This window comes from Pseudomonas sp. HS-18 (assembly GCF_020401845.1).
GTDB classification, from domain to species: Bacteria; Pseudomonadota; Gammaproteobacteria; order Pseudomonadales; family Pseudomonadaceae; genus Pseudomonas; species Pseudomonas nitroreducens.
In genome coordinates, this window is record NZ_CP084413.1 from 3095484 (window position 1) to 3111709 (window position 16226).

The 16226-nt window shown below is 66.0% G+C and carries 14 protein-coding genes; 11 read left to right on the forward strand and 3 right to left on the reverse strand.

The genetic code is table 11. The annotated features are described in order from the left end of the window. The first annotated feature begins 70 nt into the window (after nucleotides 1-70). The 8 genes from LDJ84_RS14455 to LDJ84_RS14490 all read left to right on the forward strand — a co-directional run bounded on the left by LDJ84_RS14455 (nucleotide 71) and on the right by LDJ84_RS14490 (nucleotide 10370). Nucleotides 71-1027 (forward strand): GlxA family transcriptional regulator, encoded by a 957-nt coding sequence (locus tag LDJ84_RS14455; RefSeq protein ID WP_226046507.1) that lies wholly within the window; start codon nucleotides 71-73, stop codon nucleotides 1025-1027. A gap of 203 nt (nucleotides 1028-1230) precedes the next feature. Further along, a complete protein-coding gene (locus LDJ84_RS14460) occupies nucleotides 1231-2610 on the forward strand; it encodes an ATP-binding protein (protein ID WP_084357746.1) in 1380 nt (459 codons plus the stop codon). A 196-nt stretch (nucleotides 2611-2806) separates the two neighbouring features. After that, complete coding sequence (locus LDJ84_RS14465; RefSeq protein WP_024762847.1) at nucleotides 2807-3376, forward strand: antibiotic biosynthesis monooxygenase; 570 nt, start codon at nucleotides 2807-2809, stop codon at nucleotides 3374-3376. Between the two features lie 80 nt (nucleotides 3377-3456). Further along, nucleotides 3457-4275, forward strand: coding sequence for an alpha/beta fold hydrolase (locus LDJ84_RS14470; protein ID WP_037009685.1), 819 nt, complete (start codon nucleotides 3457-3459; stop codon nucleotides 4273-4275). Nucleotides 4276-4286: 11 nt separating this feature from the next. Further along, on the forward strand, nucleotides 4287-6140 hold the full coding sequence (locus tag LDJ84_RS14475; RefSeq protein WP_065084811.1) for an amidohydrolase: 1854 nt from the start codon (nucleotides 4287-4289) through the stop codon (nucleotides 6138-6140). A 330-nt stretch (nucleotides 6141-6470) separates the two neighbouring features. Further along, nucleotides 6471-8663 carry a catalase/peroxidase HPI gene (katG, locus tag LDJ84_RS14480; protein ID WP_169887638.1) on the forward strand — a complete coding sequence of 731 codons (2193 nt, stop codon included), beginning with the start codon at nucleotides 6471-6473 and terminating at the stop codon, nucleotides 8661-8663. Nucleotides 8664-8808: 145 nt separating this feature from the next. Beyond that, complete coding sequence (locus tag LDJ84_RS14485; RefSeq protein WP_170858682.1) at nucleotides 8809-9897, forward strand: glycerophosphodiester phosphodiesterase; 1089 nt, start codon at nucleotides 8809-8811, stop codon at nucleotides 9895-9897. Between the two features lie 71 nt (nucleotides 9898-9968). Then, a complete protein-coding gene (locus tag LDJ84_RS14490) occupies nucleotides 9969-10370 on the forward strand; it encodes a DUF2501 domain-containing protein (RefSeq protein ID WP_024762852.1) in 402 nt (133 codons plus the stop codon). Nucleotides 10371-10417: 47 nt separating this feature from the next. On the opposite strand, the gene LDJ84_RS14495 is transcribed toward LDJ84_RS14490, so the two are convergent. After that, nucleotides 10418-10912, reverse strand: a complete 495-nt coding sequence (locus tag LDJ84_RS14495; protein WP_226046508.1) for a GNAT family N-acetyltransferase — start codon at nucleotides 10910-10912, stop codon at nucleotides 10418-10420. A 17-nt stretch (nucleotides 10913-10929) separates the two neighbouring features. Continuing rightward, nucleotides 10930-11433 carry a GNAT family N-acetyltransferase gene (locus tag LDJ84_RS14500; protein WP_037010155.1) on the reverse strand — a complete coding sequence of 168 codons (504 nt, stop codon included), beginning with the start codon at nucleotides 11431-11433 and terminating at the stop codon, nucleotides 10930-10932. 106 nt (nucleotides 11434-11539) lie between these two features. Between LDJ84_RS14500 and LDJ84_RS14505 the strand changes: the two genes are divergently transcribed. The 3 genes from LDJ84_RS14505 to LDJ84_RS14515 all read left to right on the forward strand — a co-directional run bounded on the left by LDJ84_RS14505 (nucleotide 11540) and on the right by LDJ84_RS14515 (nucleotide 14741). After that, entirely contained in the window at nucleotides 11540-12445 is a 906-nt protein-coding gene (locus LDJ84_RS14505; protein WP_024762853.1) for a LysR substrate-binding domain-containing protein, read from the forward strand. Nucleotides 12446-12565: 120 nt separating this feature from the next. Further along, nucleotides 12566-13765: an MFS transporter gene (locus tag LDJ84_RS14510; protein ID WP_024762854.1), complete on the forward strand. Its 1200-nt coding sequence runs from the start codon at nucleotides 12566-12568 to the stop codon at nucleotides 13763-13765. A 73-nt stretch (nucleotides 13766-13838) separates the two neighbouring features. Next, nucleotides 13839-14741: a LysR family transcriptional regulator gene (locus tag LDJ84_RS14515; RefSeq protein WP_164488256.1), complete on the forward strand. Its 903-nt coding sequence runs from the start codon at nucleotides 13839-13841 to the stop codon at nucleotides 14739-14741. Here LDJ84_RS14515 and LDJ84_RS14520 read toward each other — a convergent pair. After that, on the reverse strand, nucleotides 14735-16222 hold the full coding sequence (locus tag LDJ84_RS14520; RefSeq protein WP_205345940.1) for a DHA2 family efflux MFS transporter permease subunit: 1488 nt from the start codon (nucleotides 16220-16222) through the stop codon (nucleotides 14735-14737). The two genes, LDJ84_RS14515 and LDJ84_RS14520, sit on opposite strands and share 7 nt — an antisense overlap. Nucleotides 16223-16226: the final 4 nt, after the last annotated feature.

The window sequence follows — 16226 nt, forward strand, 5'->3', positions numbered from 1 at the left end:
TGGGTACAGTGGTTTTTTCCATACCGGGGCACGCGAGACCGCCAAGCCCCGCTTGCGTGCGAGTAGAAGAATGAAAACAGTGGCCATGGTGCTGTACGACGATGTGCTGGCGCTGGATGTAACGGGGCCGATGGAGGTGTTCTCCATGGCGAACCGCTACCTGCCGCCGGAGCAGCACTACCGGTTGCTGACGGTGGCGGCGAAGCCCGAGGGCGTGCGCGCCTCCAGCGGCCTGAAGATGAGCGCGGACCTGCCGCTGGAAGCACTGCTGGCGGGCGTCGACCTGCTGCTGGTGCCCGGCGGGCCGGGCGCCTACAACGGCCGCAACGAGGCGCTCACTGCCGGGCTGCCGGCAGCGGCGCGCGCGGCGAAACGCTATGGCGCGGTGTGCACCGGAGCCTTCCTGCTCGGCGCGGCCGGGTTGCTCGACGGCTATCGTTGCACCACCCACTGGAATTACCTGGAGCGCCTGGCACAGCTGTACCCGCGCACCCAGGTGCAGGCCGAGCGTATCTATGTCATCGACCGCAACCTGATTACCTCTGGTGGTGTCACCGCCGGCATCGACATGGCGCTGGCCGTCGTCGCCGAGGACCACGGCAAGGACATCGCGCTGGAAGTCGCCAAGGTGCTGCTGGTGGTGCTCAAGCGCCAGGGCGGGCAGACGCCGTTCGGCCCGCTGCTGGTGTCGGTGGTGCGCGACGGCTCGGTGATCGCCCGCGCACAGGCCTTCGTGGTGGACCACATCGACGAGCCGCTGACGGTGAATCGCCTGGCCGAGCAGGTGGCCATGAGCCCGCGCAACTTCGCCCGTGCCTTCCAGCGCGAGACCAGCATGACGCCCATGCAGTACGTACAGAGCGCGCGCATCGACCACGCGCGCAAGCTGCTGGAAAGCAGCGACCTGCCACTCAAGCAGGTGGCTTGTCGCAGCGGCTTCGGCAGCCCCCGGCACATGCGCACGGTATTCGGCGAACGCATCGGCATGACGCCGAGCCAGTACCGCGAGCAGTTCGGCTTCGCCTGATGGCAGTGCGCCGCGTTTCATGCCGGTTGACCGTCCGGCGCACCCTAGTTGGCCGAATCCTTCCCCCTGCGGGAATTGCGCTGTCACACGAGGACGGGAAAATACTCTGACCACCAATCAGGGGCGCGTCACCTCGGTTCTGACCAGATCGCCTGGAGGCCTTGTTGTAGAGCGATCCGTCGGACTAAAGACGTGAGCAGGAAATGAGCGAAAGCACGGAAAACCGCACCGAGACCATCCTGCAGTTCGGTCGCTTCCAGTTTCATCCCTACAAGCGCCAGCTGCTGCAGGGGGACCGCCCGGTGCGCATCGGCAGCCGGGCGCTGGACATTCTCCAGGTGCTGATCCGCCAGCCCGGCGAGATCATCGGCAAGGATACGATCATCGCCCAGGTGTGGGGCAACACCGTGGTCGAAGAGATCAACCTGCGCGTACACATCGCCGCCCTGCGTCGCGCCCTCGGCGAAGGCCGCACCGGCGAACGCTACATCGCCAACGTGCCGCTGCGCGGCTATGGCTTCGTCGGCGTGGTGGAAACCGTCACCGCCCCGGTACAGGCTGTCGCACTGCCTTGCGAGGTCCGCGCCAGCAACCTGCCGGTGCTGCTGATGGGCCTGGTCGGCCGCCAGGCGCTGCTGGAACGGGTGGTGAGGCAGCTGCCCGCGACGCGCCTGCTGACCCTGGTCGGCCCTGGGGGCATGGGCAAGACCTCGCTGGCGATCCACTGCGCCGAGTCGCTGCACAAGCATTTCAGCCAGGTGCGCTTCCTCGATCTGTCCATCGACCCGGATGGCATCTCCCTCAGCCAGAACCTCGCCGTCCTCCTGCGCGAGCCGGTGCAGGAGCCGACCCTGCTGTTGCTGGATAACTGCGAGCACCTTGCCGAGCGCTGCGCCGAGGCGGTGGAGTACCTGTTGCGCCTGCATCCGGCGCTGAGCATTCTTGCCACCAGCCGCGAGCCGTTGCGCGCGGAAGGCGAACATGTGCTGCGCCTGCCGCCGCTGGAGGTGCCCGCGCAGGACGACGCGCCCCTGGCACTGGCCATGTGCAGTTCGGCGGTTCAGCTCTTCGTGATGCGTGCGCGGGAAGTCTGCGACCGCTTCGAACTCAAGCCGGGCCAGGTGCGCGCGATCATCGATATCTGCCGGCGCCTGGACGGCATTCCCCTGGCCATCGAGATGGCGGCGCGGCAGGTGGGCATCCTCGGTCTCACCGGGCTGCCGGCCCTGCTGGATACGCCCATGCAACTGCTGATGCCCGGCCGCCGTACCGCGCCGGCGCGGCAGCAGAGCCTGCGGGCGACCTATGACTGGAGCTACGGGTTGCTGGATGTTGCCGAGCAACGCTGCCTTCGCCTGCTCGCGCAACTGGACGAGGACTTCACGCTCGACGCGGCCGTGGCCTCGCTCGATGGCAATTCCCTGTGCCGCGAATGTGCATTCGCGGCGGTGCGCCAACTGGCGGACAAGTCGCTGCTGTGGGTGGAGCAGGGCGAGTGCGAGGTACGCTACCGGTTGCCCCACACGGCGCGGGCGTATATGCGGCAGGTCGATGTGGCCGAATTGGCTATCAGCGCCGCTTAATCGCACCTTCGATTACCCAAGCGCGGGGGCGGACTCGAAAACTCTGTCACCGCAAGGTAACCCGCCCTGTCGGCGATAGCCCGTTCCGGGTTCGTCACCCTGGAAAAGCAAAAGCCCAACCCAGCACATGCGTCCAATAGGCCAGCCGCGACCGCAGCCATAGTGACCGGACCTCAACCCCGAGCCCGGAACACCCATGAGCGCCGAAGCCATCGATCTGAACAGCGTGGTGACGCTGGTGGTCCACCACAAGGTGCGCTGCGAAGCCCTGCCCAGCTATGAAGCCTGGCTGCGCCGCACCGTTGCCGCTGCGCGCCAGCAGCCCGGCCACCTGGGCGTGAACGTGATCCGCCCCGACGGCGAAGGCGCGATGTTCACCACCGTGGTGCGTTTCGCCCGGGCCGGCCAGCTGCAAGCCTGGATCGATTCCCGCGAGCGTGCCGAGCTGGTCGCCGAGGTCCTGCCGCTGCTGGAGGAGGGTGACCACCCGCTGATCCACAACGACGCCGAATTCTGGTTCACCCCCGAGCACGGCAACGTTCGCCAGCCACCGAAATGGAAGCAGGCGCTGCTCACCTACCTGGTGATCAGCCCGCTGACCATGGTCATTCCGCCGCTCTGGGGGCCCGCGTTCGAGCGCTTCCCTGTGCTGGCCGGCGTGGTGCCGAGCAACCTGCTGGTAACCCTGTGCATCGTCCTCCCGGTGGTCTACCTGATCATGCCCTGGGTGACCCGGCATTGCGCCGGCTGGCTCAACGCCGACTGATCTTTCCCCTGACTTTCCCCTCACGGGGCGCCCTGGCGCCCGTCCCCACATCGTCCTGCATGGCAGGCAGAGGAGTTTCCATGAGCACTTTCGTCACCCGCGACGGCACCGAGATCTATTACAAGGATTGGGGCAGCGGCAAACCCGTGCTGTTCAGCCACGGCTGGCCACTGGACGGCGACATGTGGGAATACCAGATGCAGTACCTGAGCAGCCGCGGCTACCGCACCATCGCCTTCGACCGCCGCGGTTTCGGTCGCTCCAGCCAGCCGTGGGACGGCTACGACTACGACACCTTCGCCGACGACATCGCCGGCCTGATCGAGCACCTTGACCTGCGCGAGGTCACGCTGGTGGGCTTCTCCATGGGCGGCGGCGACGTCAGCCGCTACATCGGCCGCCACGGCACCTCGCGCGTCGCCGGCCTGGTGCTGCTGGGCGCGGTTACCCCGATCTTCGGCAAGGCCGCCGACTTCCCACAGGGGGTCGACGGGGCTGTATTCGACGGTATCAAGGCCGGCCTGCTGCAGGATCGCGCGCAGTTCATCGCCGACTTCGCCGCGCCGTTCTACGGCACCAACCATGGCCAGAAAGTCTCCGACGGCGTGCTTGCCCAGACGCTGAACATCGCGCTGCTGGCCTCGCTCAAGGGCACCATCGATTGCGTCGGCGCCTTCTCCGAGACCGACTTCCGTGCCGACCTGGCCAAGGTCGACGTGCCGACCCTGGTGATCCATGGCGATGATGACCAGATCGTGCCGTTCGAGACTACCGGAAAGCTGGCTGCCGAACAGATCCAGGGTGCTGAACTGAAAGTCTACGCCGGTGCTCCCCATGGGTTCGCCGTCACTCACACGCAACAACTCAACGAAGACCTGCTGGCCTTCCTGCAACGCTGAGGGTCACGAACATGAGTAACGCAGAGCGCAATGCAGACCTGATCCTGTTCAACGGCAAGCTGCACACCGTCGACCCCGAGCGCCCGCACGCCACCGCCGTGGCCATCGCTGACGGCAAGTTTCTCGTCGTGGGCACCGACGCCCAGGCGATGGCCTATCGCGACGCCTCGACGAAACTGGTCGACCTCAATCGCCGTACCGTCATCCCCGGCCTCAACGACTCGCACCTGCACCTGATCCGCGGCGGCCTGAACTACAACCTGGAGCTGCGCTGGGAAGGCGTGCCGTCGCTGCACGACGCCCTGGAAATGCTGCGCCTGCAGGCACAGCGCACGCCGTCGCCGCAATGGGTGAGGGTGGTCGGCGGCTGGAACGAGTTCCAGTTCGCCGAGAAGCGCATGCCGACCCTCTCGGAGCTGAACCAGGCGGCGCCGGACACCCCGGTGTTCGTCCTGCACCTCTATGACCGCGCGCTGCTCAACCGCGCCGCGCTGCGCGTCGTCGGCTATACGAAGGACACGCCGAACCCGCCCGGCGGCGAGATCGTCCGCGACAGCAACGGCGAGCCCACCGGCATGCTGATTGCCCGCCCCAACGCGATGATTCTCTACGCGACCCTGGCCAAGGGGCCGAAGCTGCCGCTGGAGTACCAGGTCAACTCGACCCGCCAGTTCATGCGCGAGCTGAACCGCCTGGGCCTGACCAGCGTGATCGATGCCGGCGGCGGCTTCCAGAACTACCCGGACGACTACCAGGTGATCCAGCAGCTGGCCGACGCCGACCAGCTCACCGTACGCATCGCCTACAACCTGTTCACCCAGAAGCCCAAGGAAGAGCTGGCGGACTTCCGGAACTGGACCTCCAGCGTGACCTACGGCCAGGGCACCGACTTCCTGCGCCATAACGGTGCGGGCGAGATGCTGGTGTTCTCGGCGGCCGACTTCGAGGACTTCCTCGAACCGCGTCCGGACCTGCCCGGCACCATGGAAGCCGAGCTGGAACCGGTGGTGCGCCACCTGGTGGAGCAACGCTGGCCGTTCCGCCTGCATGCCACCTACGACGAGTCCATTTCGCGCATGCTCGACGTGTTCGAGAAGGTCGACCGCGATATCCCGTTCAATGGCCTGCCGTGGTTCTTCGACCATGCCGAGACCATCACGCCGAAGAACATCGAGCGGGTGAGGGCGCTGGGTGGCGGCATCGCCATCCAGGACCGCATGGCCTTCCAGGGCGAGTATTTCGTCGACCGTTATGGCAGGCAGGCCGCCGAGGCCACGCCGCCGATCAAGCGCATGCTCGCCGAAGGCGTTCCCGTCGGCGCCGGCACCGACGCCACCCGTGTCTCCAGCTATAACCCCTGGACCTCGCTGTACTGGATGGTCAGCGGCAAGACCGTGGGCGGCCTGAGCCTGTACCCGGAAGGGCTGTCGCGCGAAGTGGCGATCCAGCTGTTCACCCACGGCAGCGCCTGGTTCTCCAGCGAGCAGGGCAAGAAGGGCATGCTCAAGGCTGGCCAGCTGGCTGACCTGGCGGTGCTGTCGGAGGACTTCTTCAGCGTCGAGGAAGAGGCGATCAAGACCATCGAGTCCGTGCTCACCGTCGTCGGCGGCAAGATCGTCCATGGCGACCGCGAGTTCGACAAGCTGGCTCCGCCGAGCATCCCGGTGGTGCCGGAGTGGTCCCCGGTGGCCATGGTCCCTGGCCACTGGCGCCCGCAGGCCCCGTTGCAGCAGGCCGTGCACCAGTGCGTCGGTTCCTGCGGCGTGCATGGGCACAGCCATGAGCGTGCGCGCACGAAAGACGTGCCGGTGAGCGACTTCGCCGGCTTCTGGGGCGCGTTCGGCTGTTCCTGCTTCGCATTCTGACGGTGTGAGAGTCCGGCCCGCGAGGGCCGGATTGTAATCGTTCATCCAATGGGCGAGGTTCTTTGTAGGAGCGAGCTTGCTCGCGAATCGCCCTTTACCGGATCAAGCCTACGTGAAGCGGGTTCGCGAGCAAGCTCGCTCCTGCACCATCGATGACAACTGCGTCCGTTACCGTCTCCCGCGATGAGGCCTTTGGCCACCCTTCATCGATAGCCTTTTACCGCTTCAGCCAATCGAAAACTGCAATAGCAGCCCGCCCCGTTTGATCTATCTTCTGATGGGTTGTGCGAATACAAGGCGCCAACGATAGGCGCCCCCAAGGAGCCTGCAATGAGTGAAGAAAAGAAAGGTAGCTGCCCGTTCCACCAGACCGCTGGTGGTGGTACTTCCAACCGTGACTGGTGGCCCAACCAGCTGAGGCTGGACCTGCTGCACCAGCATTCTTCCAAGTCCAACCCCATGGGCGAGGACTTCAACTATGCCGAGGCCTTCAAGACCCTCGACCTGGAAGCGGTGAAGGCCGACCTGCGCGCCGTGATGACCGACTCCCAGGACTGGTGGCCCGCCGACTTCGGCCACTACGGCCCACTGTTCATCCGCATGGCCTGGCATGCCGCCGGCACCTACCGCATCGGCGATGGCCGTGGCGGCGCCGGTCGTGGCCAGCAACGCTTCGCTCCGCTCAACAGCTGGCCGGACAACGTCAGCCTGGACAAGGCCCGTCGGCTGATCTGGCCGATCAAGCAGAAGTACGGCGCCAAGCTGTCCTGGGCCGACCTGATCGTCCTCACCGGCAACGTCGCCCTGGAGTCCATGGGCTTCAAGACCTTCGGCTTCGCCGGCGGCCGTGAGGACGTCTGGGAACCGGACCAGGACGTGTACTGGGGCGAAGAGACCACCTGGCTGGGTGGCGACAAGCGCTACACCGGCGACCGCGACCTTGAGAACCCGCTGGCCGCGGTGCAGATGGGCCTGATCTACGTGAACCCGGAAGGCCCCAACGGCAACCCCGACCCGGTGGCTGCCGCCCGAGACATCCGCGAGACCTTCGCCCGCATGGCCATGGACGACGAAGAAACCGTCGCCCTGATCGCCGGCGGCCACACTTTCGGCAAGACCCACGGCGCGGGCCCGGCGGACAACGTCGGGGTCGACCCGGAAGCCGGCGGTCTGGAAAACCAGGGTCTGGGCTGGGTCAGCACATTCGGCACCGGCTCCGGCGGCGACGCCATCACCAGCGGCCTGGAAGTCACCTGGACGTCGACGCCGACGCGCTGGAGCAACAACTTCTTCTGGAACCTGTTCGGCTATGAGTGGGAACTGACCAAGAGCCCGGCCGGCGCGCACCAGTGGCAGCCGAAGAACGGCGCCGGCGCCGGCAGCATTCCCGATGCGCACGACAAGTCCAAGCGTCGTGCGCCGTCGATGCTCACCACCGACATCTCCCTGCGCGTGGACCCGGTCTACGAGAAGATTGCCCGGCGTTTCTACGAAGATCCCGAGGCGTTCGCCGACGCTTTCGCCCGCGCCTGGTTCAAGCTGACCCATCGCGACATGGGCCCGCTGGCCCGCTACCTGGGGCCGGAAGTACCGAAAGAGGAACTGATCTGGCAGGATCCGATCCCGCCGGTCGACCATCCGCTGGTGGACGAGAAGGACATCACTGCGCTCAAGGCCAAGGTACTGGCCTCGGGCCTGTCGATTTCCGAGCTGGTCTCCACGGCCTGGGCCTCGGCCTCCACCTTCCGTGGTTCGGACAAGCGCGGCGGCGCCAACGGCGCGCGCATTCGCCTGGCGCCGCAGAAGGACTGGCCGGTGAACCAGCCGGAGCAGCTGGCCAAGGTGCTCGGCGTGCTGGGCGAGATCCAGTCGGAATTCAACGCCTCCGCCACTGGCGGCAAGAAGATCTCCCTGGCCGACCTGATCGTGCTGGCCGGTGATGCCGCCGTGGAAGAGGCCGCGCGCAAAGGGGGGCACTCCGTCAGCGTACCCTTTGCGCCGGGCCGCATGGACGCCAGCCAGGAGCAGACCGACGTGCACTCGGTGGGCATGCTGGAACCGGTGGCCGACGGCTTCCGCAACTTCCTCAAGTCGAAGTTCGCGGTGCCGGCGGAGGCGTTGCTGATCGACAAGGCGCAACTGCTGACCCTGACCGCGCCGGAAGTTACCGTACTGATCGGCGGCCTGCGGGTGCTCGGCGCCAACACCGGCGGCTCGCAGAACGGCGTGTTCACCACGCGTCCCGGCACCCTGAGCAATGACTTCTTCGTCAACCTGCTGGACATGGCCACGGTCTGGAAACCGACCTCGGACGCCAATGAGCAGTTCGAAGGCCGTGATCGCAAGACCGGCGAAGCGAAGTGGACCGGCAGCCGCATCGACCTGCTATTGGGATCAAACTCCCAGCTGCGGGCGCTGTCGGAGGTCTATGGTTGCTCGGACGGCGAACGCAAGTTCGTCCATGACTTCGTCAAGGCCTGGACCAAGGTGATGAACCTCGACCGCTTCGACCTGCCGCGCTGATCGGGCAGCAACGAGCACAAGGCCCGCGGACGAGCGATCGTTCGCGGGCCTTGTCGTTGTTGCGGGTGCCGGCCGTCGCAAGAGTTTCACAGGCCGGCGGCAGACTGGGCCGCTAATCCGTTACCCAGCCAATGGGGGTTCGCACATGCGCCGTCGCATCATCGCTGTACTGGGCACCTTCGCGCTGGCTGCCGCCAGCTTCACCGCCAGCGCCGCGGAGTCGCCCGGCCGCGCCCTGAGCGAGGCCGCCGGCATTCCGTGGCCGACGGTGATCGCCCACCGCGGCGCCTCCCACGATGCTCCGGAGGAAACCGCACCGGCCTATCTCGCCGCCCGTGATCTGGGCGCGGACTACCTGGAAGCGGACCTGCAGCGCACCAAGGACGGGGTGCTGGTGGCGGTGCACGACGACACCCTGGAACGCACCACCAACATTGCCAAGGTATTCCCTGGCCGCGAAAAGGATCCGGTGAGCCGATTCACCCTGGCCGAACTCAAGCGCCTGGACGCCGGTAGTTGGTTCAACATGGCCTATCCCGAGCGTGCCCGCTCCAAGTACGCGGGTGCGCGCATCCTCACGCTCGATGAATTGATCGATATTGCCGAAGGCGGCGGTGAGACCCCGGGCCTTTACCTGGAAACCAAGGCACCAGGCCAGTTCCCCGGCATCGAGGAGGATCTGCGCAAGGTCCTGGAGAACCGTGGCTGGCTCAATGCTGACGGCGAGCCCCAGGGCAGAATCGTGCTGCAGACCTTCGAGAAGAGCAGCCTGGAACTGCTGCAAAAGAGCATGCCGAAGGTGCCGAAAGTGTTGTTGTTGTGGGTCGGCGACGGCTACATGGCGGCAAAGCAGTCGACCACCTTTGCCCAGTCCGGCGAGAAGATCAAAGCGGACTTCTATGCCAGGCAGGAAGTGAAGTCCAAGGAAGAGCTCTTCGCCTGGCTCGACTGGGCCAAGACCAACGGCGCCCTGGGCACTGGCCCGTCGGCGACCCTTACCGCTCGCGGCGACCAGAGCTACATGGACCTGGTGCAACCCTGGATGAACCAGGCCGCCCATGAGCGAGGCCTGTTTGTGCATGCCTACGCCGTCGACGACGCGGTGGACTTCGACAAGCTGAGCAAGGCTGGCGTGGATGGCTTCTTCACCAACCGCACCGACCAGTTGCTGATGTTCCTCGGCCGGCCACCGAGCCAGGGCGTGGACGAGGTGCTGAAGTCGGTGGGCTATTGAAAGAGGTATTGCGGGAGGGGGACTACACTCGCAGTGGTCTTTCACTTCGTGTCCTTCGTCAGGAGATTCCCATGACTACCCGCAAACTGATTCCCGCGGTCCTCGCTGTCGCACTGCTGCCCTGGTCGCTGGCCCAGGCCGCGTCCCTGGGCGATGTCGCCGGCAGCCTTGGCGGCCTGGGCAACCTTTCCTCGGTCTCTTCCAGCAGTAGTAGCAACGTCGCCGGGGTCCTGGAATTCTGTGCGAAGAACAATTACCTCAATGCCGATGCTGCGACCCAGGTGAAGGACAAACTGCTCGGCAAGCTGCCCGGCAACACCACCACCAGCGACAGCGGCTACAAGGACGGCGCCAAGGGCATACTCACCGGCAAGGACGGCAAGAGCCTCGACCTGTCCGGCAGCGGTATCAAGGAAAAGGTGACCAGACAGGTGTGCGACAAGGTGCTCAGCCAGGGCAAGTCGCTGCTTTGAGCCGAGCGCCGAATCAGTGAGTCCGCTTCCTTAGAGGGCGACCCTTTCTAGGAGCGGGCGTCGTCCGCGATCGGATCACCGGTCACCCCGCGCCTTTGCGCCGAGCGCGTTTTTTCATAACGCACATCGCGCTCATCCAGGCGCGCGGCCAACTGCCAGCCGTGCTTGCGGTAGAAGGCATTGGCGCGAATACCGTCGCCGCCATCGGTCACCAGCCAGATGTTCTCGTGTTCACGGAACAGCTGGTACTCGGCCATGCCCAGCAGTTGGCGGCCTGCGCCGTGGCCCTCGTATTCCGGGCGCACGAACAGCGCGAAGAGTTCTCCTGACGCGATATCCACCATGGCGAAGCCGACGGCCATGCCGTCGATTTCCGCGATCCAAGCACAGGCTGCTGACTGGATGGCCTCGGCCAGCACCGCCGGCGTGATACCCAGCACCGCCATCTGCTCGCGGCTCAAGTGGTTTTCCCGCACGCTGGTGCGAATGTCGAAGAGGCCGTCGATGTCGTCAACGCTGGCGAGGCGGATCGATAGGGGCATGAGGCGCAGTTCCGGATTCAGGAGGCAGAAAAACCGCTGTGGTAGGCGACTTCGCCATTGGCTTTGGAACCGTCCAGCGACAGGGCCATGAAGTACTCCGGCGGCACGCCTTGATAGTGGATCGCCGGGTCCTGACGAAAGCCGAATCGCCGATAGTAGGCTGGGTCGCCCAGCACCACGCAGCCTTTCGCACCGAGCTTTTCAAGACGCTCCAGTCCGGCGCTGATCAGCGCCGCTCCAAGTCCCAGGCCGTGCAGGTCAGGCCGCACGGAAACCGGCCCGAGCCCGTACCAGCCGATGTCCGCGCCATCCAGGGTGACGGGAGAGAAAGCCACATGGCCTACCACTTGGTCTTCCTCCGTCGCAACCAGGGAAATCCTCAGCGCCCCCGCCGCGCGCAGGGCGTCGACGATGGCGCCTTCGGTGCCGCTGCTGTGCTCGGCCATGGCGAAGGCGGCGGTGGTCACCTCGCGAATGATCGCGACGTCTTCGGGGCGTTCAGGGCGAATGGCGTAATCCATGGGACGTGTTCTCGAGTGTTCGTCGGTGGACACTGTAGCGCGTCTCGCACCACGGGATACGGTAAGCTGCGCAGCTTTCCCCAGCGTTCCATGCGGAGAACGATCCATGGAAGACCTCAACACCCTCTATTACTTCACCCAGGTGGTGGAGCAGGGTGGTTTCGCCGCCGCCGGCCGCGCGCTGGACATTCCCAAGTCCAAGCTCAGCCGGCGCATCGCCCAACTGGAGGAGCGTCTGGGCGTGCGCCTGCTGCACCGCACCAGCCGGCTCTGCTCGCTGACCGAGATCGGCCAGGAGTATTACCAGCGCTGCGTGGCCATGCGCATCGAGGCGGAAGGCGCTTCGGAGGTGATCGAGCGCAACCGTGCGGAGCCGCGCGGGCTCGTGCGGCTGGCCTGTCCGACGACGCTGCTCAACTCCTGGGTTGGCCCGATGCTCACCCGCTATATGCTCAAGTACCCGTTGGTGGAACTGTTCATCGAGAGCACCAACCGCCGCGTCGATCTGCTCCACGAGGGCTTCGACATCGCGTTGCGCGTGCGCTTCCCGCCGCTGGAGAACACCGACATGGTGATGAAGGTACTGGGCAACAGTACCCAGTGCCTGGTGGGGCGTCCGGACTTCCTCGAACGCATGGCCGGTGACAGTTCGCCCCTGGGCTTTGGGCAATTGCCCAGCCTGCACTGGGGCGGCATGCAGCGCGAGTACCAGTGGGAACTGTTCAACGACGAGGGCGAGCGCCTGCTCATCTCGCACAGGCCGCGCATGGTTACCGACGACCTGCCGGCCCTGCGCAACGCCGTCCTCGCGGGTGTCGGCATCGCCCACGTGCCGCGGGTAGCGGTGCGCGAGGACCTGGCTGCCGGCAGGCTGGTTGAACTGCTGCCGGGCTGGTCGCCCAAGTGCGGCATCGTCCATGCGATCTTCCCTTCGCGCCGTGGCCTGTTGCCCTCGGTGCGCACGCTGATCGACTTCCTGGCCGAGGAATTCAGCAACAGCGATATGGCCTGAAGCGCCGCGTCGGTGGACAGCGTTGCGTATTGCGCACCGCTGTGTTGCCGGCCCGACCGATTCTGCCCGGAAGGTTACCGGCATAGTCTGGGGGCACTGTTTCCCGTTCAAGGATTGGTCATGAACTCCGCTTCGACTTCCCACCCGGCTGACCATGCACAGCCGACCCTCTCCTCGGCGATGGTCGCGCTGCTCGCGTTCTGCTGTGGCGCCGTGGTCGCCAACCTCTACTACGCGCAACCCATCGTCGAGCTGATCGCCCCGGCCATCGGCCTCTCCACCCAGCACGCCAGCCTGATCGTCTCGCTGACCCAGTTCGGCTACGCCATCGGCCTGCTGTTCCTGGTGCCGCTGGCGGACCTGCTGGAGAACCGCAAGCTGGTGATCGGTTTCACCCTGGCGGTGGCGCTGTGCCTGGCCGGCGCCGGGTTGGCGAGTGCGCCGTCGGTGCTGCTGGCCTGCGCCCTGCTGATCGGCCTGACCTCCGTGGCGGTGCAGATTCTCGTACCGTTGGCCGCGCATCTGGCGCCGGAGGAGGCCCGTGGCCGGGTGGTGGGCAACATCATGGGCGGCCTGCTGCTGGGTATCCTGCTGTCGCGGCCGGTGTCGAGCCTGGTGGCGGAGGTCTTCGGCTGGCGCGGGGTGTTCCTTGCCGCGTCGCTGCTGATGCTGCTGATCGCCCTGGTGATGGCGATAGCGCTGCCGCGCCGCTTGCCGGCGCACAGCGCCACCTATCCGCAACTGATCGGCTCGGTGTTCTCGCTGGCCCGGCGCTACGCCGTGCTGCGCGAACGCGCGCTCTATCAGGGGCTGCTGTTCGCTGCATTCAGCGCGTTCTGGACCATCGCGCCCATCGAACTGATCCGCCACCACGGCTTCAGCCAGACCCAGGTCGCGCTGTTTGCCCTGGTCGGTGCCGTGGGCGCCGTGGCTGCGCCCATCGCCGGGCGGCTGGCGGATGCCGGCCACACGTTCAAGGGCACCCTGGTGGCCTTGCTGCTGGCGCCATTGGCCTTGTTGCTCGGGGCGCTGCCCGGTGCCGGATGCTTCTGGCTGGTGGTCTGTGCTGTGCTGCTGGATTTCGCCGTGCAGTTGAACATGGTGCTCGGCCAGCGCGAGGTGTACGCACTCGACCCGCATAGCCGCGCACGCCTGAATGCGGTGTACATGACCAGCATCTTCGTCGGTGGCGCGCTCGGTTCGCTGGTCGCCAGCCCGCTGTACGAAACCATCAGCTGGACGCCGTTCGCCATTGGCGTGGCAGTCGTTCCGGCCGTCGCCACCTTGCTCTTCCTGCTCCGCGGCGAGCGCCACGCCTGAGAGCACAGGCGTGCAAGGCGAAGGCGGGGGCGATTGGGTAAACTCCGGGATTTCCCGTTTCCGGAGTCCCGCCATGGACAAACTGCAGGCCCTGTCGATGTTCGTCGAGACCGTCCGTTGCGGCGGCTACTCGGCGGCGGCCCGCAAGCTGGGCGTGGCAACATCCTCAGTGACTCGCCAGGTGGCGGCGCTGGAAGCGGAACTGGGTGCCGCGCTGCTCAATCGCACCACCCGTCACAGCAGCCCGACCCTTGCCGGGCAGGCCTATTACGACAAGGCCGTGGCGATCATCGAGGCGCTGGTGGAGGCCGACGGCCTGGTCAGTGACCGCGGCCGCGAGGCGAAAGGGCGACTGCGGGTCAGCGTACCGGTGGAGTTCGGCCGGCGTGTCATTGCCCCACACCTGGGGCGCCTGCTGGCGCAGTACCCGGAACTGGAGATCAGCCTGTCGCTGAACGACCAGCTCGTCGATCTCCCCAAACAGCAGATCGACCTGTCCGTGCGCCTGGGGGCGACGCTGATCAGCGACGACATCATCAGCCGGCCCATCGGCCAGTTCGATCGCTGGCTGGTGGCGAGCCCCGACTACCTGCGCGGCGCGGGCATGCCCCGGCATCCGCTGGAACTCATGGAGCATTCGTGCCTGCGCTTCGACTACGGCGGCCCGCACGCGACCTGGTCCTGCAGTGACGGCCGGGAAACCTGGGCACTGAATGTGCAGGGGCGGTTGCAGAGCAACAATGCTGACGTTCTCCGGGAAGCCGCCCTGGCCGGCGGCGGTATCGCATTGCTATCCGACTGGCTGGTCGCCGAGGACGTGCGCAGTGGCCGGCTGACGCGGCTGCTGACGGACTACAAGACCTACCCCGGCAGCACGGTGAGCAGCATCAACGCGCTGTACCCGCCGAGCCTGCGCGACTCCAGCCGCATCCGCGTGTTCGTTGCGTTCCTCGAGGAGATCCTCGCGGCTCAGTGAGCGTCCGCACTGGGCTGGGTGGGCGGGGCGATCTTGCGCATCAGCGGCACCAGCAGCAGCGTCACCGCAAAACAAGCGCCCACCAGCAGGAAGGCATCGGCGAAGGTCAGTGTCTGCGCCTCGCGCCAAGTCAGGTCCCACAGGTGTTTCAGCGCCTGTTGCGAGGGTTCGCCATTGAGGTCCATGGACGGTGCCAGCCACTGGTTGAGCGCCTCGTTGCTGCTGTTCAGGTGCTCCGCCAGGCGCAGGAAGTGCAGGTTGGCGCGGTCGTTGAGCACCGTGGCGCAGGCAGCGATGCCGATGGCGCCACCGAGGTTGCGCATCAGGTTGAACAGCCCGGAAGCGAGCTTCAGGCGTTCCGGGGGCAGCGAACCGAGCGCCAGTGTCACCGTGGGCGCCACGCAGAACTGCTGGGCCATACCGCGCAGGGCCTGCGGGAACATCAGCTGCGCCGCGCCCCAGTCGTGGGTCAGCGGGGCGAATTCGTACATCGATAGCGTGAACATCACCATCCCCAGCAGCAGGATCCAGCGCAGATCGACGCGCCGCGCAAGGGCGGCGTAGAGCGGGATGCTCATGATCTGGAAGATCCCGGTGGAGAAGATCGCCAGGCCGATGTCCAGCGCGCCGTAGCCGCGCACACGGCCGAGGAACAGCGGCGTGAGGTAGATGGTGGCGAAGATGCCGATGCCAGTGACGAAGCTGAACAGGCAGCCGAGGGCGAAGTTGCGTTCCTTCAGGGCGCGCAGGTCGACGATGGGGTGCGCTGCGGTCAGGCTGCGGTAGATGAAGGCGATGCCGCACAGTGCGGAGATCCAGGCGGTGGCGCGGATGGTGTCGTCGCTGAACCAGTTCCAGCGCGGACCTTCCTCCATGGTGTATTCCAGGCAGCCGAGGAACAGCGCCATCAGCAGGATCGCCGGGTAGTCGGCGCCCTTGAGCAGCGACAGGTCGGGCTTGTCGATGCGCACCATGATCGGCACCACGATGGCGACGAACAACCCTGGCACCAGGTTGATGTAGAACAGCCAGGGCCAGGAGGAAATATCAGTGATCCAGCCGCCGACCACCGGGCCGAGGGTCGGCGCGAGGGAGGCGATGGCGCCGATGGTGGCAGCGACAATCACCCGCTGCTTGCCGTCGAAGTAAAGGAAACCGGTGGTGAACACCATGGGGATCATCGAGCCACCGAGGAAGCCCTGCAGTGCGCGGAAGGCGATCATGCTCTGGATATTCCAGGCCATGGCGCAGAGCAGGCTGGTGAGGGTGAAGCCCAGCGCCGAGGCGGCGAACAGCCAGCGTGTGGACAGCACCTTGGACAGCCAGCCGGAGAGCGGGATGACGATGATCTCGGCGATCAGGTAGCTGGTCTGCACCCAGGCCAGTTCATCGGCGCCGGCCGATAGTCCGCCACCGATGTCGCGCAGCGAAGCGGAGACGATCTGGATGTCCAGCAGGGCGATGAACATGCCCAGGCACATGCAG